Raw genomic sequence first — 20,592 nt, forward strand, 5'->3', positions numbered from 1 at the left:
TGTAGTTTGAAAGGAGTTTACTATGAGTGGGTCTCATGAAAAACGGAATTTAATTATTGCAGGCCTTATTATTGGTGCTATCGCGGGATTCCTCGTATTAGCTGGAAATCCAGGTAATATGGGCTTTTGTATTGCGTGCTTTGTTCGCGATACTGTCGGTGGTCTAGGTCTACATCGTGCCGCACCTGTACAGTACATTCGCCCAGAAATTATCGGTCTTATATTAGGGGCTTATCTATTGTCCATGATTCGTGGCGAACACCAAAGTAAAGGTGGTTCATCTCCAATTATTCGATTTATTCTTGGCTTCTTTGTTATGATTGGTGCTTTGATGTTCCTTGGCTGTCCAATTCGTATGATTTTGCGACTTGGCGGTGGTGACTTAAATGCTTTGTTCGGCATTGCCGGCTTTGCAGGTGGTATTGGATTTGGTACTATATTCTTGAAAAAAGGCTATTCTTTACAACGCACTTATGCATTGAGCAAATTAGAATCTGCTATGATGCCTGCTATTCAAGTAGGCTTGCTCGTACTTGTTGTAACAGCACCAGCATTTATCTTCTTTAGCCAAAAAGGTCCTGGCGCTATGCATGCTCCATGGCTCATTTCTTTGGCGGCTGGCCTTGTAGTAGGTGGCTTATCTCAATTTAGCCGACTTTGTACGGTTGGGGGCTTTAGAGATTTATTCTTGTTTAAAAAATCTATTCTTATCTTTGGCTATTTAGCAGTTCTCATTGGTGTATTCGTTGTAAATATTAGCTTTGGTAACTTCCATCTAGGCTTTGAAAACCAACCGATTGCACATACAGATGGATTGTGGAACTTCCTAGGTATGGCGCTTGCAGGTTTCTGTAGCGTATTGCTTGGTGGTTGTCCATTGCGTCAGTTGATTATGACTGGTGAAGGTAATTCTGATTCTGCGGTTACAGTACTTGGCCTTGCAGCTGGTGCGGCATTCGCTCATAATTTCGGTTTAGCAGCTTCTGGTGCTGGTCCTACACTAAATGGTGAAATTGCTGTAGTTGTTGGCTTTATTGTGGCACTTATTATTGCTGTAGTTAATACAAAACGAGCAAATGCGTAGATTAGAAATGAGTGATTATGAAATATATTGCAACATTTTACTCTCACTTTGGAGCGATTCGCTTCAAGCGTGAAGCCTCTGAAGGGGTAACTAATATAGAACTCCGTCCGGTGCCCCGCGATTTGAGTTCCTCTTGTGGAACGAGTGCATCCTTTGATGCTAGTGAAAGTTTTACTTTCACAGAGGATCCAACAGAGGAGATTGAACAAATCGTAGCTGTAACAGAGGACGGTTATACAACTATATATGAAAGTCCCAATAAATAAGGCCTAAAGCCTATTTAGAGCTGTTAATGTAAACAGTTCTCCAATTATTATGTCATGTAAAAGAGGAGCTATCCGTTGAGATAGCTCCTTTTGGTTATTGTCTTTAGACTGGTTCGCGACGTAGTCGCGAATCATTAAACCACCCGCTATGCGGGTGCGGCAACGAAAGTTATACAAAAAAATCACCTTGCTTAAGTATAATGTAGGTGTTCAAGCCGCATTATATGCAAAAGAAAGGTGATTTTATATGGCAACAAAGACACAGAGCCTTGCGCACACAAAATGGTTATGCAAATACCACATAGTATTTACACCTAAGTATAGACGTAAAGTTATATATAATCAATACAGAAATAGTTTACGTGAAATATTGAGACGTTTATGTGAATATAAGGGCGTCAAGATTATAGAGGGGGAGCTTATGGCAGATCATGTGCATATGCTAGTATTAATCCCACCTAAAATATCAGTTTCATCTTTTATGGGATATCTAAAGGGTAAAAGTGCACTAATGATGTTCGATAAACACGCAAACTTAAAGTATAAATTTGGAAATAGACACTTTTGGCCCGAGGGTTATTATGTTAGTACAGTAGGTTTAAATGAGGCTACAGTAAAGAAATATATACGTGAGCAAGAGTTACATGACCAAATGAAAGATAAACTTAGTGTAAAAGAATATGAGGACCCTTTTAAGGGTAGCAAGTAATACACATCCCCTTTAAGGGGAACGTTACGAGTCAATGGCTATGCGGCTTGAACGTAGTGAAAGCCAGCGCCTTTAGACGCTGGCCTAGTACTACGGGCTTATAGCCCGTGAGCAAACCACCCGTTTTACGGGTGGTTCTGATTTATATAGCTCTATATTTTTTAGGTGGTTCACCATTTTCGGCGGCTTCTTTATCAGCGCGCCATTTGCGTTCAAAGTATTTATGATACTCTACAGGAACGTCATCAGGTGTTAAGCTTTCATAAAAGCTAGTAGTTCCATTAGCCTTAGCTTGTTCGTAAAACCATGTTTTAAATTCTAGCATGGACAAGCGTGCTTGTAGGTGTTCGATTTCTACTAATACGCGATCTCGTTGATTTCTAATAATAGATAATCTTTCATTAATGCGACTATCACCTTCGACGCAGTAGTCGATAAAATGTTTTATTTCTTTAATAGGCATACCTGTATGCTTCATGCATTCAATCAATTCTAACCAATCCATATCCTCGTCATGGAATACACGGATACCACCAACAGAACGTTCTACGAAGGGCAATAAGCCTTCTTTATCATAATAACGTAATGTAGAAGGTGCCACATTTAGTTTTTTTGCGATTTCGCCAACAGTATATGTCATAGGACCTCCTTTTGGGTTCATATTACATTTGTAAATGGATTTAGTTTCAGGAGTAATATATTTAGTATATAATCTATGTATATGATTAAAGGTTAGATTTAAATTTTACGTTTTTTTCTTGACTTAAAACTAACTTTAAGTTTTATACTTGTTACATGCTGGACATACAGTATAGCACGGTTAGTAACACAAAACAAATAGGAAGGAAACTTATGAATTTAATTGATATAAAATCTCCAGCCGATTTAAAAGGCTTATCCCTTACTGAATTAACAGATCTAACGGCACAAGCTCGTCAAGCCCTCATGACAAAGGTATCTGAACACGGCGGTCATTATCAATCATATGGCATCTGTACATGGTATGAATGATGTAACACATTTAGGGTTCTTTGATATTCCAATGCTTACAAGCATTCCTAACTTGGTTTATTTAGCACCTACAAATAACGAAGAATTGTTGGCTATGACTAAATATGCCGTGCATCAACAGGATCATCCTGTAGCCATTCGTGTTCCTGTAGGTGAGTTTGTATCTAGTGGTGTGGTTGATACGACAGATTATAGTATTTTACATAAATCTCAAGTAACTCGCAGTGGTGAAGGTATTGCTAAAGAGTTCCACGATCGTTATGATGCAACTGAACTGTTAAAAGAAAATGGCGTTTCTTTAGAACAAATTGTGGCTGATGCCAAACAAATTTTATCCGTTTAGTTTGATAAAATATTAAAAAAATAATTCTCTCTATAAATACAGTAGAAATCTAGTGAATTTCCGATTTCTACTGCATTATTTTAATGTCATATTTTATAAAAATATAAAAAATGTTAAAAGATTATAGATTTTTTTCGAATAGGACTATAAAAATTAGATGAAGTATTATATAATATTATCTACAGTATGTATTACAGTAGAACAAGTTTGTTGTTAATGTACAGAAATATCACAGTATTATATAAGTAAGTATTAATGAAAAGGGAGATTCTAAGACGTTGAAAAAAGTATTAACCTTAACATTAGCCGTGGCCATCGTCGCCGGTGGCTATATGTCTGAGGCTAATGGGGCGGGAGAACAGCCTTCTAAGCAGGCACCGTCTATATCTGAGATAAATATATATACGCCTAAAGAACTCAATGCACGTCAAAAAGACTTAGTTGATATCGGTCGCTATACAGCGTCCGGTGATCAAGGTGCGTTGAAAAGTGCAATCGCTTCTGCTATTGAGCGAGGTACGTTGACACCGCAAGAGGTGAGTATTGCCATTCGTCAACTTTACTCTGCTGCTGGTTTGAAGCAAATGAATGCAGCTTTAGCTACATTCGATCAATTGCGTGAAGAGCGCCCTGAGTTTGGTGCTGATTACGAAAAAATGGTTCCTAAGCAAACAGGACTTAGTGCTTTATTGGGGAATGGCACTAATGGGGCTGCTTTAACAAAGCAGAAGCCTGAGGACGCTAAGGAAGGGGTTCAATATAATACGTTCCGTATGAAGAAGCCGAAACCACAAAATCGCAATCGTTCTCGCCTAGGTAAATTAGACCGTGAATTGGTCGCTGCCGCAGCTTTAGGTACACGCGTAGGTAAAAATAATCTATTCGCTGCATCTGAAAAGAGTTTATCTGAGCTTGGCCTCAGCAAATATCAAATTGAAAATCTTGAAACTTTGATTTTCTAATACCATCTAGACCTACTTCTTCGGAGGTAGGTCTTTTTATGTTCTAAATCATATGTAGAAAAGGGAAATATAATTGACGTTTAACGCCCCCTTTTCTATAATTAATAAGATAGGTATATGACCTGTAATAATAGATATAATTAATAATTAATATAGATGTAAGGAGAAAGTATGCGCCTTCGTAGAAAACCGTGGATTGATGAAGCTATCCACGAATATGACTCTCATATTATTTTATCTGGTCAAGAGCAGTATAAGGGTAAATGGCGTGAGTTATTTGTACATCCTGAACGACCATTATATATGGAGCTTGGTACAGGTAAGGGACGCTTTATTGCGGGCATGTCCGAAGCGTATCCAGATGCTAACTTCGTAGGATTTGAAGTGCAAATTGGGGTAATCTATTACGCAGCACAAAAAATCTTTGAAGCAGAACGAGATAATGCTAAGGTATCTCTTTTTGATATCGCTGGTATTGAAGAGATTGTTGCGCCAGGTGAAGTAGATCGCTTCTATATCAACTTCTGTGATCCATGGCCTAAGGCAAAGCATGCTAAGCGTCGCCTCACATATCATACATTCCTCGATCGTTATGCTCGTCTTTTAAAAGACGGTGGTGAGGTTCACTTTAAAACTGATAATGAAGGTTTATTTATGTTCTCTCTTGAAGAATTCAAAGAATGCGGATGGGAACTTAAAAATGTAACCTATGATTTACATAGTACAGACCTTCCAAATGTAAAAACTGAGTATGAAGAAAAGTTTAGTGCTAAAGGGCAACCTATTTTCCGCTTAGAAGCAATTAAGCCGAAAGTACAAAAGGAGGCTTAACATGGAAACACCGAATAAGGGGGATAGTCGGTGGGGCTCACTCTTTAAAAATGATTTACAAGGTATGCTCTTACCTATATTACTCATCACGATTATAGGTAGTGTGAATATCTTCAGTGCCACCTATATTAGCTCTATTTACGAAAATACAGGGCTTTTAGGGTATTTTTCAAAGCATATAGGTTTCCTATTTCTTTCAATGGCAATAGGTGTTATTCTATATCGGTATGATTATAGACAACTACAAAAGCCACATATGTTGCAACGCATAATGATTGCAACCCTAATAGGCATGGTGTTAGTTCTTGTGGCGGGCTCTGTCATTAATGGTGCGCGTCGGTGGATTGTTATCGGTCCCGTATCGATACAGCCGTCGGAATTTGCCAAATTAGCTGCCATAATATGGACATCCGCTAAATTGAGTACCATGAGAAAATGGGGAAAATCAAGATATAATAATCCACTCACAAACTTACAAGGTTATGTGAGTGAGCGCGTAGGTTATATGTTGCCAATGTTAGTTTGGCCTATAATCTTTGCAGTGTTAACGATCTTGCAACCAGATATGGGGACAACTGTGCTAATCTTTGGGTTCTCCTTCATATTAATTTATTTAGCAGGTTTTGATGGTCGATTCTTTGGTGGTGCTTTTGCTGTAGCTGGTGTGATAGGCTTTATTGCAGCTCGTATGTCACCGTATCGTTGGGAACGGATTCAGTCTTGGTTCGACCCTTGGCCTCATGCTCAAGATATGGGCTATCAAACGGTGCAAGGCCTTTTGGCCGTAGGTTCTGGCGGTATTCTTGGAGAAGGCTTTATGCAAGGTACATCTAAGTACTTTTACTTGCCAGAAGCACACACAGACTTTGCATTCGCCGTGTGGGCTCAAGAAATGGGCTTTATCGGAGCTGTCTTTGTAGTTCTTTTGGTGGCAGCCTTTACATTCTTTGGATTCCGCATTGCTAATCGATCTCGCGATGAATTTGGCAAATGGTTAGCGATGGGGATAACCTTGCTCATCAGTGGACAAGCATTATTTAACATTGCCATGGTTTGTGGCATTATGCCTGTAACAGGTGTACCTTTGCCATTTATTAGTTATGGTGGTTCCTCACTGTTGATGAACTTTATGGCTATAGGCTTGTTAGCAAGCGTTGGTCGTCGCAATGTAGAAGGTGTAAAACAAGTTGGTACTGCTGAGGCTTTGCCATCTTTACGTGAGGAAACGCAAAGCCGATTTAAACCGGCTGCTCCGAAGAGTCCTCAAAAAACGGAAATGCCTGGTCCATTCAGACCGAGAGAGACTAAAAAGCCTACTCGTAGACGACCTAGGTCTGAACGTTGATATTTAACTTATGTAGTATAAGGTGAATATATTTAGTGTGGATTTATATAGCATCTCTTAAGATGTGCTGTATAAATGCAACGTACTTGTATTGTGTGTGAGGAGAAAAAATGAAGGATTATATTGATATCCAAGAACGCCCGTCCTGGGGTCGAATGTTGCCACTTAGTTTTCAACATTTATTTGCTATGTTTGGTTCAACTGTATTGGTACCATATTTGTTAAAAGTAGATCCGGCAACAGCTTTATTCATGAATGGTATCGGTACATTACTGTATTTGTTTGTTTGTAAAGGTAAAATCCCTGCATACCTCGGTTCTAGCTTTGCTTTCATTGCTCCTGTAGCAGGCGTATTATCTGCAGGTCTTGGTTATGAGGCTGCAAAGGGGGCCTTCGTTGTATTTGGTCTATCCTTTGTGATTTTATCTATTCTCGTTCGTTATATTGGTACTCGTTGGATTGATAAGTTATTCCCTCCAGCAGCGATGGGAGCTATCGTAGCTATTATCGGTTTGGAATTAGCGCCAGTAGCAATGAGTATGTCTGGCCTTATTGGCAATCAAGATTTAGGCATGAGCCACAGCCAAGCTATTTTTATCTCTATGTTTTCCTTAGTTGTTACCTTGCTTGGTACTGTTGTGTTCCGTGGCTTCTTAGCTGTAATCCCTGTTTTGATTGGCGTTGTTTCCGGCTATATCTTGTCTGCCTTCATGGGAGTTGTTGATTTCTCTGCTGTAGAGGCTGCTCCTTGGTTCTCTTTACCACAGTTCTATGGCATGCCTGTATTTGATATCAATGCCATTATTATGATTATGCCAGCACTCTTTGTAGTATTTGCTGAGCACGTAGGTCACTTAGTTGTAACGAGCAACATTGTATCAAAAGACTTGATGAAAGAACCAGGTCTACAACGTTCCTTGCTAGGTGATGGCCTTGCGAACATCCTTTCTGGTTTCTTTGGTGCCACACCAAATACGACATACGGTGAAAATATCGGTGTCCTCGCTATTACTCGTTGCTTTAGCGTATGGGTAATTGGTGGTGCTGCAGTTCTTGCGATGATTATCTCCTTTGTAGGTAAAGTAGCAGCTCTTATTCATGCTATTCCAGTTCCAGTTATGGGTGGTGTATCCATTCTCTTATTCGGTATCATTGCAGCATCAGGTTTGCGCATGCTTGTAGAACGCAAGGTAGATTATACAAACCCTGTTAACATGATCTTAACATCTGTTATCCTCGTTGTAGGCCTTAGCGGTGCAGAACTTGCTGTAGGTCCTGTTGTATTGAAAGGCATGGGGCTTGCTACTGTAGTAGGCATGGCAATGAGTATTATCTTATTGATCCTTCAAAAAACAGGCGTTGGTAATGACCAATTGAAAAAAACAGAAGTATAATTTAATTCAAGTCTATTAATGAAATAGTATCTTAAGATGATAACTTCTAATAGAGGACAACTTCTAATAGAGGATAACTACAACATTAAAACTTTGAACTAATATACTTTATAAACAACGACTACTGAATCAGGTGTAATCTGTGAAAGTAGTCGTTTTCATTTTTCTTTATAATTTATTCTTTATATTGTATAATGAATATATAAGTTGCATAAAATTAATTATAGAGAGGAGGGCCTATGGAGTTTTTAATTTGGATGGCTATAGGGATTGCCCTGATGGCGGTAGAACTCGTTGTTCCAGGCGGTATTTTGGGACTCATTGGTTATTGTGTTTTCCTATGGGGTGTTTTCGAAGCGCTTGGAGAAGGTACTATGGCGCTATATGCTGTACTAGGATTAACAGCCTTGTTAATTGTCCTTATCATCATGTTCTTTAATCACTTTGAAAAGACTTGGATAGGCAAATTGTTTACCTTAGGGCAACGATCTACGACAAAAGCTGGCTATGTATCTAATGATGTATTAGATGACTTAGTTGGTAAAGAAGGCGTAGCTCATACTACACTGCGCCCTGCAGGTATCGCAAAAATTGATGGTAATTTGGTGGATGTTGTGACCGAAGGGGACTTCATCGATGCCGGTTCACCTATTGTGGTGCTTCGTGTTGTAGGCGGCCGCAATATTGTTAGAAAGCGCGATTAAGCTTTCACCACATCGTCGTATATAATGGAGGTTATTATGGATGTAGGTATTTTAGTTTTGATTCCCATTCTACTGATTGGGATTATGGTGTTCTTGTATGTTGTGCCATTAGGCCTTTGGGTATCTGCTCTTGCAGCGGGCGTTAATGTTGGTATCTTTACACTCGTAGGTATGCGCTTGCGTCGTGTAAATCCATCCCAAATCGTAATGCCTTTGATTAAAGCTAATAAAGCAGGTCTTGATGTTAATGTAAATCAGCTTGAAGCGCATTACCTTGCAGGTGGTGACGTTGACCGCGTTGTAGATGCTTTAATCGCCGCTGAACGCGCATCTATTCCTTTGACATTTGAACGTTCCGCAGCTATCGACCTTGCAGGTCGCGATGTATTGGAAGCGGTACAAATGTCCGTTAATCCTAAAGTGATTGAAACACCAATTATCTCTGCAGTAGCGAAAAACGGTATCGAACTCAAGGTTCGTGCTCGTGTAACTGTACGTGCTAATATTGACCGCCTCGTTGGTGGTGCTGGTGAAGCGACTATTATCGCCCGTGTTGGTGAAGGTATTGTAACAACTGTAGGTTCCTCTGAAGAGCACACAGATGTACTAGAAAATCCAGATCACATCTCTCGTACTGTATTGGGTAAAGGTCTTGATGCGGGTACTGCATTCGAAATCTTATCCATTGATATTGCTGACGTAGACGTAGGACGTAACATCGGTGCTCAATTGCAAACAGATCAAGCGGAAGCGGACAAGAAAATTGCTCAAGCTCGTGCAGAAGAACGCCGTGCAATGGCTGTTGCTACAGAACAAGAAATGCGTGCGAAAACACAAGACATGCAAGCTAAGGTTGTGGAAGCACAAGCTGAAGTTCCTAAAGCATTGGCAGAAGCTTTCAGAAACGGTAATCTTGGCGTTATGGATTACTACAATATGAACAATATTATTGCAGACACTAAAATGCGTGAAAACTTAGCAGATAGTGAATAGGAGTAGCTATGGACTCTATTTTGTCTTCCGTGCTATCCATCTTTTCGCATAATCCTATTATTGTTTTAGGTATCATCGCGTACATTGCTTTTTCTATTATAAAAAGCAAGAATACTGAAGAGTCTGATGACTATGATAACTATGAAAGTTCGAGTTCTGGCCAGACTTGGGAGGATATGGAGCGTGAATATGGTATCTCCATAGAGAAAAAGCCTGTAGAACCTTCACCTGAGGATTTGTTGTATGATGATGATTTTTATCGTGAAATCTTCAAAAATAGACCGATTGAAAATCAGCATCCTGAGGCCCCTTTACGAAAAAAGGGTGGAAGACTGTTTCAATATGATGATACGGAGACATCTGATAAACATGTTGAAGTGGATCCAAGTAATGATAAAACTCAAACAGTTTTAGCTTCCGAGGATCATTACGATGAAGCGTCTACAACGCAACAAGGTACTCATGGTTCATCCAAGAAAACCTCAATTAAATCAACTAGCTTTAGTACTAATACAACTCGTTCGGCTCGAGAGTCTGTTACAGGTCCTTCTTTAAATGAGCGTTTAGCTGAGTTTAAACGAGATAAAGCATCTAAAGAGGGTCGTGTTCTTCTTGAGAATGTAAGTGTCACAACTGTCCCAGCTGTAACTTCAACACGTAAACGAAAAGCTAATCATGCCTTAAAAGAGGGAATGAAGTGGTCTATTATTTTAGGAAAGCCCAAAGCTCTAGAGCGGAGATATCGCTAATTAGAATGCTAACAATAAGCTCTACTAGAAGGTTGTTAGGCCATAGAATATGAATGGTTTATGCTCAGATATTGTGATAGTAACTAGAATTACACCTATCGTATGTGGTGCATATAATTACATATGAAAAGAGGTTCCTATTGGTCACCTATGTGACTATTAGGAACCTTTTTTGTATTGTTTTTTCTTGATGGAGCTTTCACAATAATAGAGAAGGGAGTTCGTCTATAAGGAAAGGTGATATTATGTATCGTAATGTGCGCGTTATACCTAGACAGCTATTGGAACAACTATATGTAGAGAAACAGTGGAGTGTTAGAGAGGTAGCAGAGTATTTTCAGTGTAGTGTAGACACTATTATGCGACGCATGAAGCAGTATGACATTGAGAGAAGACCTTTGAAAAAGGATATCAATATGGTTCATGTACAAGCTCTATACGAAACTGGTAAGTGGTCTCTACACTCGTTAGCAAAGCGTTATGATGTGTCTATAACGACAATGGCAAGCCGTATGAAGGAATATGGACTGGCTTGCCAGCGATCCACGAAGAATGTATCTATCGATCCAGTACGTATTTGTAGAGCTTATAAAAGTGGAAATACTTCGGATTCTATTGCTCGCATGTACGGCATATCGCAATGGAAAGTACATCATGTGTTGAGGCATATGGGAATGTGTACAACACCGAAGGTACAAAATCATCGAAAGGTAGAGGAGATGGCTTACTTATATATTCATCATCATATGAGTACCGATGACATAGGTTTAGCCTATGGTATACGAGGATCTACGGTGGCTATTTATCTACGGGAACAAGGCATAGAAATTCGTACCAATACTTTACAGTTAGATGAAAATAACATAAAAAACCTACGAGCAAAAGGGTATGGTGTTGCTAAAATAGCGCAGATAATGGGATGCTCTGCTTCTGCGGTGAGAAAGCGACTAGCTATGAAAAAATATATCTCTCCTTGATGTAGTGTAGTAGATACTATATACTTAAATTTATACAATGATGGGAGGAATATTATGTTCGAAATTATCTCTGCTTTAATACCGTTTTTCTTACTTGGCATAGTTGCCGCTGGTTTATCCCGTGTATCTGGGGTGGCCTTGTCAATGATTATAGTACCAACTCTATTGATTTGGGGTGCTAATGCCATTGATGTCATTGCTTTCATGTTACTCTTTGTAGTGTATAACAACTTTACAATGGAGACACAAGACGTTCGTTTAGATTATAAAGATCTTGTATTATTCCCTAAATGGCGCTTGTGCATTCCCTTTATTTTGACTATTATTACAGCCTACTTTGCACCGGCTGCGGGCATTGCAGTCTTTATGGCTTGCTTTGTATTAGAACTATTGGCTACCGTGTATAAACGGATTCCTGAAAATAAACGTCCTCGTTTACATCGCGTTATCGTTACATCAGTTTTAAGTGCTGTTGTAACGGCTGTAGGTGCTTATGCAGGTCCAAAAATTCCTAGCGAATACTACTTCATCTGTGCTGGTTTAGCAATCTTAGTTATTACAGGCTTTGCATGGTATGTAGGGAACCATCGAGATGCTTTTAGAGGTGCGTGGGAAACAATTTGGGCTGACTTTAATCTATTCTTGGGTATGTTTGGTGTAGAAGCATCTTATTATCCAGCAGCGCTAACTCGTTCTATTCCAAATCCAATGGATCGTATGCTACCAATGATTACTGTAGTAGGTGGTTATGCAGGTCTCATGGTGGTGTTTGGGTTGTATAATATTTTCTCCATACCATCCTTGATTACTGCTATTGGTGCGGCTATCGGTATTCGTCTATTTGGTTTGTACGAGTTTCCACGACACGGCAGCTTCTCCTACTTGGCTATTGGCTTTGCTGTAGCTGCTGTTGTGTGCTTATACCTCGTATCTCCAACACCAGTAGGTTTTGATTATATCAATACATTGGTATCTCAACCTATCGTTCAATAATGGTTGATCTTATAATCGTTGCTATATCTTTTTGTTAATATTGCTAATGCCTTACATAGTAGATAATTGAATTTGAATATGTGACATAGTTCATATATTGTGTTGAAAGTTGAGTCCATACTAGATTGTGAAAGGAGTTGATGCTCTGTGGCAGAAACAATTGAAACGAGACCATTTCCGCCATTCTTACCAAAGAATACGACGGTCATGATGATGGGAACATTCCCACCAACTTCCGAAAAGCGTTCTATGGAATTTCATTATCCTAACTTTCAAAATGATATGTGGCGCGTGTATGGCTTAGTATTCTTTGACGATAAGGAACACTTTAGAAAAGGTGAGGAAAAAGCCTTTGATGCGGATAAGATTAAAGCGTTCTTATCTGAAGCGGGGATTGCTTCTTGTCCTACTGTTTTGAAAGCTATACGCGAAAAGGGCAATGCATCGGATGCATTTCTTAAGGTCGTTGAACCTGTACCGCTTGCAGAGGTATTGGACCGAATTCCACACTGTAAACATATTGGTACCACAGGTGGTAAGGCCACAGAAATTTTGTTAAGCCTTTTGCCAGAAAAGGTTAAACTACCTAAAACAGGGGAGACAATTCCCTTTGTGTTTAACGGTCGTGAACTGACGTTAACACGATTGCCATCTACATCTCGTGCATATCCATTAAGCCTTGCCAAAAAGGCTGAAGCCTATAAAAATTTCTTTAAGGCTTGTGGATTACAAACGAAATAATCTTGATAAGTAAACTAATTTAATATGTATAAATAACACCTTTGTTGTTATATTGTATTTTTAATGATGCCATATAAACAGTCAAAGGTGTTTTTGTTATCAAAAATTAATGTGAATTAGAAAAATGGATATAACTATATTATGATTGGCTATGTATATATTGTTATAAATAAAATTAATGATGCATATAACATTTTAATTCTTGATTTTTAGAGTGAGAGGTTTATAATTAATCGTTGTTGCAAATGGTTGACAATAGTTTAAGAAAATGGAGTTGATATTATGGATAAGGCTAAAGAGGCCTTATGGACAAGATCCTTTGTCCTTGATACTTTGATTAATTTCTTAGTATTTTTGATTTATTATTTATTAATCGTTATTATTGCGGTAGTAGCAAAGGATAATCTTCATGCCACAGCAAGTCAAGCTGGCTTGGCCGTTGGTATTTATATTATTGGTACTGTTGTTGCTCGTTTGTTAGCAGGACGGTTTATTAGTATCTTAGGCTGTCGTAAGATGTTGTACTTAGGTTTGTTGATTTACTTAATTTCAACAGCCATGTACTTCTACACACCTAATTTATTGATGCTCGACAGTGTTCGTTTCTTAAATGGTTTTGCTTACGGTATTACATCTACGGCTACAAGTACAATCGTAGCCGCTATTATTCCAATGTCACGTCGCGGTGAAGGGATTAACTACTATGGTTTGTCTACATCTCTTGCCGCTGCAGTAGGTCCATTTTTAGGTATTTTGATGCTTCATAGCCTTGGCTATGACTTTATCATCGCCTTCTGTGTTGCTCTTATCATCCTTTGCGGTATCGGTTCCGTTATCATGAAATTTAATGAACCTAAGCTCGATATTGATTCTGAAGAACATAAAGGCATTAAAATTTCCGATTATATCGAACCACGTATGAATTCTATTAGTCTTGTTTCTATACTAGTAGGTTTTGCATACTCTGGTGTTATCGGTTTTATGGCCGCTTATACAAAAGATTTAAACCTTATCTTAGCAGGTACATTCTTCTTCGTTGTATATGCTGTAGTTATTACGATAACAAGACCATTACTTGGTATTGTATTTGATATGAAAGGGGAAAACTTCGTTCTTTACCCTTGCTTCATATCTTTAGCACTTGGTATTTTCTTGTTGTCTATCGCTCACTCTACATGGCTTATACTCTTGTCTGCTGTGTTTGTTGGTCTTGGTTACGGTACATTTATGTCAAACGGTCAAGCAGTAACTGTTAAAATCGTTCCTGTTCACCGCATTGGTGTTGCCACATCTACATACTTCATTGCCTTAGATATGGGCTTAGGTTTTGGTCCATACATTTTAGGTGCTATTAAAGAGGTGGTTGGTTATACAAGTATGTTCCATGTTACTGTTGTAGTAGCACTTCTTGCATTCGTTGCTTATTATTTCCTCTATGGCCGTTATGTAGGTACTGAAAAAGATCTTTCTTTGAAAGCTCGCGCTGAAGAAGAACAAATCAGAAACCGTAAACGTAATGGAAAATTAGCATAACATTAGCTATATTTCTTACAATCACATAACATATAAAAAGGACTATACGAGATATCTCGTATAGTCCTTTTTATTGTTAAGGTATCTTAGGATTCCATTGTATTCTATACTACTAGTTTAGTATTTAAATATCCTTCAAATGCCATCTAGTAGTATAGGTGCATGAGAAGTTACATCTATCCTATTATTTCTCAATATTAACGATGTTTACGATAATTTCTACGGCTTTTTTCATGTCATCAATACATGCGAATTCGTGACGACCATGTAGGTTTTCTACGCCAGTAAAGATATTAGGGGTAGGGATGCCCATGAAGGAAATTTTAGAACCATCTGTACCGCCACGGATAGGGTCGCAAATAGGCGTGATACCCGCTTTTTCCATAGCTGCTTTAGCTACGTTGACACATTCCATGTTGTCTTTGATGATATCGTACATATTGTAATATTGATCTTTTACGGATACTTCACATACTTCGCGGCCATAGATTTCGTTTAATGTTTGACCAGCTTGTAAGAAGAATGCTTTTTTCGCTTCGAACAATTCTTTGTCATGGTCGCGTATGATATAGTTCATTTTGCCAGTATCTACTTGAGTTTCCATGCTCATGAGCATAAAGAAACCTTGGCGACCGCATGTGTGTTCTGGAACAGCAGCACCTGGTAATAGAGCATCGAATTGCATTGCTAATTTAGCACAGTTAATCATAATGCCTTTAGCAGTGCCTGTATGAACAGATACACCTTTTAATGTAACGGTACCGCCAGCAGCATTAAATGTTTCGTATTCAAGTTGGCCAAGGCTTTCACCGTCAATAGTATAAGCAAAATCAACAGGAAATTGTTTTACATCAAAGTGATCTGCACCGGTACCGATTTCTTCATCTGGGCCAAAGGCACACATGATTTTACCATGCTTGATTTCTGGATGAGCTACGAGGTAGGCGAGGGCTTCCATGATTTCGCAGATGCCAGCTTTGTCGTCACCGCCTAGTAGTGTAAGACCATCGGTTACTACCAAGGATTTACCAATATAGTTCTTTAAATTAGGAAAATCTGCACGACGTGTGTAGATTTGATGTTCTTCGTTGAGGCAAATATCACTACCATCATAGTTTTCTACAATGCGAGGCTTAATATTTTCTGCGTTGTAATCAGCTGTATCCATATGAGCGATAAAGCCAATAGCAGGTGCTTTTTCATCTGTATTAGCATTTAATGTGCCAATAACAAAACCATTTTCACGGTTGTAAATAACTTCATCTAAACCGATTGCTTTTAAATCAGGAACGAGCACATTAGTAGCAAAGTCTACTTGAGTTTGAGTACTTGGAATGGTTGTACTTTCCTCGTTAGACCGTGTATTTATGCTTGTATAGCGTACAAAACGTTCGACCATTGATTCCATAATGAGCCTCCTCGTAAGTAAACATACGTGTTATACATATTGGTATAAATGCTGTATATAATAAAGATTCTTAATATACTTTCATTGTAGAACAGAGGGGCTGAAAATGCAAAATAAATATTTATGGAACGTGTGATATTTTATTCGCATAATGCATAGAAAACCATTGAACCATATATAGTGCCGTGTTAGTATAAAGGTGAATAGTTATACGTTTGTACATTTTCTGTGAGGAGGTTTTACCATGTCGGACGAAACTCGTTCTATCCCGCCCGTAGAACCCGTATTGGATCCTAAGAAGGATTACGTAGAGATTAACTCATATGTAGTATTCTGGGGCCTATTCTATGCGGCAATTTTCACACTGGCTGTAGGTTATTTATGTTTGAAAATTGGTCAAACAGTAGATGCCTTTGCTCCAGTATCTGTACTTGCTATGGGTACAGCAGTTATTTTGAAACGGCAAAATGCTTTTGCCGAAACGGTTCACATTCAGGCTATCGCTAGTTCTAGTACGAACACATTAGCTGGTGCGATGTTCTTCTTACCAGCTCTATACATTTGGAATGTTACAGATGTAACCTTTGTACAAATGGCGATTCCTATTATCCTTGGTGGCGTACTTGGTGTTCTATTATGCGTTATGTTCCGTCGCTACTTTGTTGAGGAAATGCACTATGTGTATCCGTTCCCAAGCGGTCGTGCTGCTGCTGAAGTACTAATGAGTAATGAAGGTAGCAAAGCGAAACTCATGCTTGGTTCTGGTCTTATCGCTCTTGTATATGACTTTATTCTTAACAGCCTCGGTTGGTGGGAAGAGGTTATCCGTACTACCGCATTTAAATGGGGGTCTGCTCTAGCAGATTCGACTAAGTTAAATGCTGCTGTAGATACAGATGCTGCGTTGCTTGGTCTTGGTTACTTCACAGGCTTACGGTATGCGGCTATTATCGCAGCTGGTTCCTTCTTCTCTTGGTTCGTATGTATTCCAATCGTATACTATTTAGCTCCGGAACATATCATGCAAATCAATGGGCATGCAGTTCCACTTGCAGAAGCTCCTATTCGTAAAGTATTCTTAGATTATGTTCGTCATATTGGTATCGGTATGCTTGCTATGGCAGGTATCATCGGATTGCTCAATATGTCTAAGGTAGTAGCTAGTGTTGTTAAAAATGCAGTACTTGATATTTTCAGTTCCAAAACCGTTGATGTTAACTTGCTTCGTACACAACGCGACGTGCCTACATCTTGGATTGGCGCTGGCATCTTATTATGTACAGTTCTATTTGCAGCATATTTCCACTTTATGTATGCTGAAAGCTTCTCCCAAACAATCGTAGCATTCTTAATCGTTCTAATTATGTCCTTCCTATTATCTGTAGTAGGTATCAGCTCCATTGCTTATACAGGTACAGAACCAGTATCTGGTATGACAATCTTCATGATTATCATTTCCGCTGTATGCTTAACAGCTGCAGGTATGACTGGTAAAGTAGGTATGATTGCAGTCCTAATGATGGCTTCCTTCATCGGTACGACTATCGGTATGGCTGGTAACTTCATGTCTGAGCTTAAAGTGGCTCATATGACAGGTGCTACACCTAAGAAAATGGAACAATGGCAAATCGTTGGTACCATTCTTTGTGCCGTACTTTCTGTAGGCGTTATGATCCTCTTGAATGATGCATATGGCTTCGTAGGAGACCATGCATTAAATGCTCCACAAGCGAATGCTATGGCTGCTATCATTGAGCCAATGATGACTGGTGGTAGTGCTCAATGGCCTCTATACATGGCTGGTGCATTATTCGCTATTATCTTGTGGATGGTAAAAGTTCCACCATTGGCATTTGCACTTGGTACGTACTTGCCAATGGAAATCAACACACCATTACTTATCGGTGGTCTAATTGCATACTTCGTACAAAATAGTACAAAAGATAAAGAATTGGCAGATCTTCGCTTCTCTAAAGGTAGCACAATTGCATCTGGTCTCGTAGCTGGTGGTGCCATTGGTTCTTTATTCAGTGCTGTACTTCGTATTGCAGGTGTTGATGTATTCGCTCAAGATTGGGTTGAAACACCGGAAGCAACATACCTCAGTATTGTAATGTACTTATTACTTTGTGTATTCTTGTACAAAGTAGCTATGTACGTAAAAGCTAAAAAAGCTAAATAAAGAATAAGATATATCCTTAAGAATGTGAGTGTTTTGTTTGATTAAAATTATTAAGAATTCTCCACTCTAGGGATGACCGCCTTTACCGAGTTTTATCTGTGCTTGGTGAAGGCGGTCTTTTTTTGATATAACTAAAAACTATATTTGTGTAAAACCTATTTATATGGTTGGAATTATTGACCTAGAATATATATGGTGATATGATAGCAATATTGTAATACTTTTATAGGTATTATACTGAGTTCATATTTTATGTATATAGAGATATACTCGAAGGAATAGGATATAAGATTTGTTCTGTATTGAGTAGAGTCTTACAATTAGGTGAAGCATGAAGTTTAAGAAGATAGCAGCTCTGTTAGGAGCTTTTACAATTGTTAGCAGTCTATTTATTGCGGGCTGTGGAAATACAAATAGTAGTCAAAAGGTATGGCGCGTTGGTACAGATGCAACCTATGCACCATTTGGATTTAAAGATAAAGACAGCGGAAAATTAGCTGGCTTTGATATCGATATTATTAATGCTATTGCTCAAGAAGAGGGCATTGAAGCAGATGTTCAAAACTTGAACTTTGATGCACTTTTACCTGCATTACAAAGTAATACTATCGATATTGCTATCTCTGATATGACTATCTCTGAAGATCGAGCAAAATCTGTTGATTTTAGTAAGCCTTACTATATAGCTGGTAATGGTCTTGTAGTTAATATTGATAATACTGATATCAATAGCTTTAAGGATTTAGAAGGAAAGCGTATCGGTGTATCCATCGGATCTACAGGTGCAGAAATTGCTAGCAAGATTCCTAATGCCGATGTGCGTCAATTCAACCTCATCGTCGATGCGTTCTTAGAATTGCAAAATAGAGGTGTAGATGTAGTTATTAACGATACACCAGTAAACGAATATTATGTTAACAACAAGGGCAAAGGTATCGCAAAGGTTACTGGAGAGGACTATGATGCGGCGCCGCTTGGTATTGCTGTAAAGAAAGGCAATACAGAGCTTCTTAATAAAGTTAACGATGGTTTAGCTAAGATTAAAGCCAATGGCAAATATGCGGAGATTTATAAAAAATGGTTTGGTAAAGAGCCACCAACAGAGGATTTAAAATAGTTTGTAGATAGTACCAAAACGTATTATTTGTTATAATACGTTTAGTAAACCTCAAATGGTATGAGGTAGTATAGAATAGGTGATATGATGGTTAAGCGATGTGCATTTTTAGATATAATTAAAGAGAAGGGCGCCCTCGTTTTAGATGGTGGGTTAGGATCAGAGTTAGAGCGTTATGGCTGTAACCTTCAGCATAAATTATGGTCTGCTAAGATTCTTATGGACCAACCGGATATCATCAAAAAAATACATATTTCGTACTTAGCGGCTGGGGCGGATATCATTCAAAGTTCTGGGTATCAAGCAACGGTAGCTGGCTTTAAAGGCCTAGGATTTGGTACGGAAGAGGCTATTGAACTTGTAAAATTATCTGTTCGCTTGGCAGTACAAGCTCGCAATGAGTTTGTAGAGGCTAAGGCGAGTGGGGCACTTACATTGCGTGGTATTACACTGGGAGAAGAGACCCCAAATGGCATTAGATATTTTTCTGAAGGTGCATTGCCTAAACCACTGGTAGCGGTCTCTGTAGGCCCATATGGAGCTTTTTTGGCGGATGGCTCTGAGTACCGTGGATATCCTGGTGTACAAACTGAGTATCTTGAGGTGTTCCATATACCTCGCTTAGCCTTATTCTGTGAAGAAAATCCTGATATACTATCTTTTGAAACAATACCGTCTTATGATGAAGCCATTGCCATTGCTCGAGCTATGTCTGATCCATATACATCGCGAGGGATTCCTGGTTGGATTGCTTTCTCTTGTAAGGATGAACATCATGTTTCTAGTGGGGAAACTATCATTAAATGTGCAGAAATGATCGATAAGGTTAGACCTATAACTGGTATTGGCATCAATTGTACGAAACCAGAGTATGTAGAGTCCTTGATTAAGGATATTCGTACTGTTACGGATAAACCAATTGCTGTATACCCTAATCTTGGTGAAAGCTATGATAGTGAAACTAAGACCTGGTATGGCGACCCTGCATCATTTGTAGATTATGTTGATGTATGGCGTCATGCTGGGGCAGATATCATAGGTGGTTGTTGTAGAACAACACCTGAAATCATTAGAGATATAGCTAGAAAAATTCATAAATAGTAATATAAACTAATGATATAAATAAAGAAGGCTATCGATGTTAAGTCGATAGCCTTCTTCATTTTAGCCGTTTGGCAGTAGTAAAATGTAATACTTTAAAGTTTGATATAAGAGATATAAAAAGAGGTGATACATTAGGTATCACCTCT

The 20,592-nt window shown here is 38.8% G+C and carries 21 protein-coding genes; 19 read left to right on the forward strand and 2 right to left on the reverse strand.

The window, feature by feature from the left end; genetic code table 11:
• The first annotated feature begins 22 nt into the window (after positions 1-22).
• The 3 genes from yedE (at position 23) to tnpA (ending at position 2,059) form a co-directional block, all read left to right on the forward strand.
• Complete coding sequence (yedE, locus tag VEIT17_RS01640) at positions 23-1,084, forward strand: YedE family putative selenium transporter (protein WP_178884459.1); 1,062 nt, start codon at positions 23-25, stop codon at positions 1,082-1,084.
• A 17-nt stretch (positions 1,085-1,101) separates the two neighbouring features.
• On the forward strand, positions 1,102-1,350 hold the full coding sequence (locus VEIT17_RS01645) for a putative Se/S carrier protein (protein WP_178884461.1): 249 nt from the start codon (positions 1,102-1,104) through the stop codon (positions 1,348-1,350).
• 247 nt (positions 1,351-1,597) lie between these two features.
• On the forward strand, positions 1,598-2,059 hold the full coding sequence (gene tnpA, locus VEIT17_RS01650) for an IS200/IS605 family transposase (RefSeq protein ID WP_178884463.1): 462 nt from the start codon (positions 1,598-1,600) through the stop codon (positions 2,057-2,059).
• A gap of 142 nt (positions 2,060-2,201) precedes the next feature.
• On the opposite strand, the gene VEIT17_RS01655 is transcribed toward tnpA, so the two are convergent.
• Positions 2,202-2,699 carry a MerR family transcriptional regulator gene (locus VEIT17_RS01655; RefSeq protein WP_024065969.1) on the reverse strand — a complete coding sequence of 166 codons (498 nt, stop codon included), beginning with the start codon at positions 2,697-2,699 and terminating at the stop codon, positions 2,202-2,204.
• Positions 2,700-2,911: 212 nt separating this feature from the next.
• On the opposite strand from VEIT17_RS01655, the gene VEIT17_RS01660 reads away from it, so the two are divergent.
• The 13 genes from VEIT17_RS01660 (at position 2,912) to VEIT17_RS01720 (ending at position 14,635) form a co-directional block, all read left to right on the forward strand.
• Complete coding sequence (locus tag VEIT17_RS01660) at positions 2,912-3,070, forward strand: 1-deoxy-D-xylulose-5-phosphate synthase N-terminal domain-containing protein (RefSeq protein ID WP_024065970.1); 159 nt, start codon at positions 2,912-2,914, stop codon at positions 3,068-3,070.
• Entirely contained in the window at positions 3,045-3,413 is a 369-nt protein-coding gene (locus VEIT17_RS01665) for a 1-deoxy-D-xylulose-5-phosphate synthase (protein ID WP_024065971.1), read from the forward strand. The genes VEIT17_RS01660 and VEIT17_RS01665 overlap by 26 nt, the downstream gene beginning before the upstream one ends.
• 278 nt (positions 3,414-3,691) lie before the next feature.
• A complete protein-coding gene (locus VEIT17_RS01670) occupies positions 3,692-4,375 on the forward strand; it encodes a carboxymuconolactone decarboxylase family protein (protein WP_024065972.1) in 684 nt (227 codons plus the stop codon).
• 171 nt (positions 4,376-4,546) lie between these two features.
• Entirely contained in the window at positions 4,547-5,206 is a 660-nt protein-coding gene (gene trmB, locus VEIT17_RS01675) for a tRNA (guanosine(46)-N7)-methyltransferase TrmB (RefSeq protein ID WP_024065973.1), read from the forward strand.
• Between the two features lies 1 nt (position 5,207).
• Positions 5,208-6,551 (forward strand): FtsW/RodA/SpoVE family cell cycle protein, encoded by a 1,344-nt coding sequence (locus VEIT17_RS01680; protein WP_178884465.1) that lies wholly within the window; start codon positions 5,208-5,210, stop codon positions 6,549-6,551.
• A 110-nt stretch (positions 6,552-6,661) separates the two neighbouring features.
• Positions 6,662-7,945: a uracil permease gene (uraA, locus tag VEIT17_RS01685; RefSeq protein ID WP_060923823.1), complete on the forward strand. Its 1,284-nt coding sequence runs from the start codon at positions 6,662-6,664 to the stop codon at positions 7,943-7,945.
• A gap of 239 nt (positions 7,946-8,184) precedes the next feature.
• Positions 8,185-8,649 carry an NfeD family protein gene (locus VEIT17_RS01690; RefSeq protein ID WP_178884467.1) on the forward strand — a complete coding sequence of 155 codons (465 nt, stop codon included), beginning with the start codon at positions 8,185-8,187 and terminating at the stop codon, positions 8,647-8,649.
• Positions 8,650-8,685: 36 nt separating this feature from the next.
• Positions 8,686-9,642, forward strand: coding sequence for a flotillin-like protein FloA (gene floA, locus VEIT17_RS01695; RefSeq protein ID WP_129823811.1), 957 nt, complete (start codon positions 8,686-8,688; stop codon positions 9,640-9,642).
• An 8-nt stretch (positions 9,643-9,650) separates the two neighbouring features.
• Positions 9,651-10,391, forward strand: coding sequence for a hypothetical protein (locus VEIT17_RS01700; RefSeq protein ID WP_024065501.1), 741 nt, complete (start codon positions 9,651-9,653; stop codon positions 10,389-10,391).
• Positions 10,392-10,636: 245 nt separating this feature from the next.
• Entirely contained in the window at positions 10,637-11,368 is a 732-nt protein-coding gene (locus VEIT17_RS01705; RefSeq protein ID WP_129823809.1) for a COG3415 family protein, read from the forward strand.
• Positions 11,369-11,422: 54 nt separating this feature from the next.
• Positions 11,423-12,361: a hypothetical protein gene (locus VEIT17_RS01710; protein WP_060923819.1), complete on the forward strand. Its 939-nt coding sequence runs from the start codon at positions 11,423-11,425 to the stop codon at positions 12,359-12,361.
• Between the two features lie 147 nt (positions 12,362-12,508).
• A complete protein-coding gene (locus tag VEIT17_RS01715; RefSeq protein ID WP_024065713.1) occupies positions 12,509-13,102 on the forward strand; it encodes a Mug protein in 594 nt (197 codons plus the stop codon).
• Positions 13,103-13,384: 282 nt separating this feature from the next.
• Positions 13,385-14,635, forward strand: a complete 1,251-nt coding sequence (locus VEIT17_RS01720; RefSeq protein WP_024065714.1) for an MFS transporter — start codon at positions 13,385-13,387, stop codon at positions 14,633-14,635.
• Positions 14,636-14,819: 184 nt separating this feature from the next.
• On the opposite strand, the gene pepT is transcribed toward VEIT17_RS01720, so the two are convergent.
• Positions 14,820-16,043, reverse strand: a complete 1,224-nt coding sequence (pepT, locus tag VEIT17_RS01725; RefSeq protein WP_024065715.1) for a peptidase T — start codon at positions 16,041-16,043, stop codon at positions 14,820-14,822.
• 244 nt (positions 16,044-16,287) lie between these two features.
• On the opposite strand from pepT, the gene VEIT17_RS01730 reads away from it, so the two are divergent.
• The 3 genes from VEIT17_RS01730 to mmuM all read left to right on the forward strand — a co-directional run bounded on the left by VEIT17_RS01730 (position 16,288) and on the right by mmuM (position 20,443).
• Positions 16,288-18,225 carry an OPT family oligopeptide transporter gene (locus VEIT17_RS01730; RefSeq protein ID WP_156719025.1) on the forward strand — a complete coding sequence of 646 codons (1,938 nt, stop codon included), beginning with the start codon at positions 16,288-16,290 and terminating at the stop codon, positions 18,223-18,225.
• 331 nt (positions 18,226-18,556) lie between these two features.
• The gene (locus VEIT17_RS01735; RefSeq protein ID WP_178884469.1) at positions 18,557-19,342 is read left to right on the forward strand and encodes a basic amino acid ABC transporter substrate-binding protein; all 786 of its coding nucleotides are present in this window, start codon (positions 18,557-18,559) and stop codon (positions 19,340-19,342) included.
• Positions 19,343-19,429: 87 nt separating this feature from the next.
• Positions 19,430-20,443 carry a homocysteine S-methyltransferase gene (mmuM, locus tag VEIT17_RS01740; RefSeq protein WP_178885985.1) on the forward strand — a complete coding sequence of 338 codons (1,014 nt, stop codon included), beginning with the start codon at positions 19,430-19,432 and terminating at the stop codon, positions 20,441-20,443.
• Positions 20,444-20,592: the final 149 nt, after the last annotated feature.

The sequence above is a fragment of the Veillonella nakazawae genome, assembly GCF_013393365.1.
GTDB lineage: Bacteria > Bacillota > Negativicutes > Veillonellales > Veillonellaceae > Veillonella > Veillonella nakazawae.

Excerpts from the sequence above, each read along its gene's own strand:
- yedE (WP_178884459.1), top strand. The coding sequence starts at position 23 with ATGAGTGGGTCTCATGAAAAACGGAATTTAATTATTGCAGGCCTTATT.
- VEIT17_RS01645 (WP_178884461.1), top strand. The coding sequence starts at position 1,102 with ATGAAATATATTGCAACATTTTACTCTCACTTTGGAGCGATTCGCTTC.
- tnpA (WP_178884463.1), top strand. The coding sequence starts at position 1,598 with ATGGCAACAAAGACACAGAGCCTTGCGCACACAAAATGGTTATGCAAA.
- VEIT17_RS01655 (WP_024065969.1), bottom strand. The coding sequence starts at position 2,699 with ATGACATATACTGTTGGCGAAATCGCAAAAAAACTAAATGTGGCACCT.
- VEIT17_RS01660 (WP_024065970.1), top strand. The coding sequence starts at position 2,912 with ATGAATTTAATTGATATAAAATCTCCAGCCGATTTAAAAGGCTTATCC.
- VEIT17_RS01665 (WP_024065971.1), top strand. The coding sequence starts at position 3,045 with ATGGCATCTGTACATGGTATGAATGATGTAACACATTTAGGGTTCTTT.
- trmB (WP_024065973.1), top strand. The coding sequence starts at position 4,547 with ATGCGCCTTCGTAGAAAACCGTGGATTGATGAAGCTATCCACGAATAT.
- VEIT17_RS01680 (WP_178884465.1), top strand. The coding sequence starts at position 5,208 with ATGGAAACACCGAATAAGGGGGATAGTCGGTGGGGCTCACTCTTTAAA.
- uraA (WP_060923823.1), top strand. The coding sequence starts at position 6,662 with ATGAAGGATTATATTGATATCCAAGAACGCCCGTCCTGGGGTCGAATG.
- VEIT17_RS01690 (WP_178884467.1), top strand. The coding sequence starts at position 8,185 with ATGGAGTTTTTAATTTGGATGGCTATAGGGATTGCCCTGATGGCGGTA.
- floA (WP_129823811.1), top strand. The coding sequence starts at position 8,686 with ATGGATGTAGGTATTTTAGTTTTGATTCCCATTCTACTGATTGGGATT.
- VEIT17_RS01700 (WP_024065501.1), top strand. The coding sequence starts at position 9,651 with ATGGACTCTATTTTGTCTTCCGTGCTATCCATCTTTTCGCATAATCCT.
- VEIT17_RS01705 (WP_129823809.1), top strand. The coding sequence starts at position 10,637 with ATGTATCGTAATGTGCGCGTTATACCTAGACAGCTATTGGAACAACTA.
- VEIT17_RS01710 (WP_060923819.1), top strand. The coding sequence starts at position 11,423 with ATGTTCGAAATTATCTCTGCTTTAATACCGTTTTTCTTACTTGGCATA.
- VEIT17_RS01720 (WP_024065714.1), top strand. The coding sequence starts at position 13,385 with ATGGATAAGGCTAAAGAGGCCTTATGGACAAGATCCTTTGTCCTTGAT.
- pepT (WP_024065715.1), bottom strand. The coding sequence starts at position 16,043 with ATGGAATCAATGGTCGAACGTTTTGTACGCTATACAAGCATAAATACA.
- VEIT17_RS01730 (WP_156719025.1), top strand. The coding sequence starts at position 16,288 with ATGTCGGACGAAACTCGTTCTATCCCGCCCGTAGAACCCGTATTGGAT.
- VEIT17_RS01735 (WP_178884469.1), top strand. The coding sequence starts at position 18,557 with ATGAAGTTTAAGAAGATAGCAGCTCTGTTAGGAGCTTTTACAATTGTT.
- mmuM (WP_178885985.1), top strand. The coding sequence starts at position 19,430 with ATGGTTAAGCGATGTGCATTTTTAGATATAATTAAAGAGAAGGGCGCC.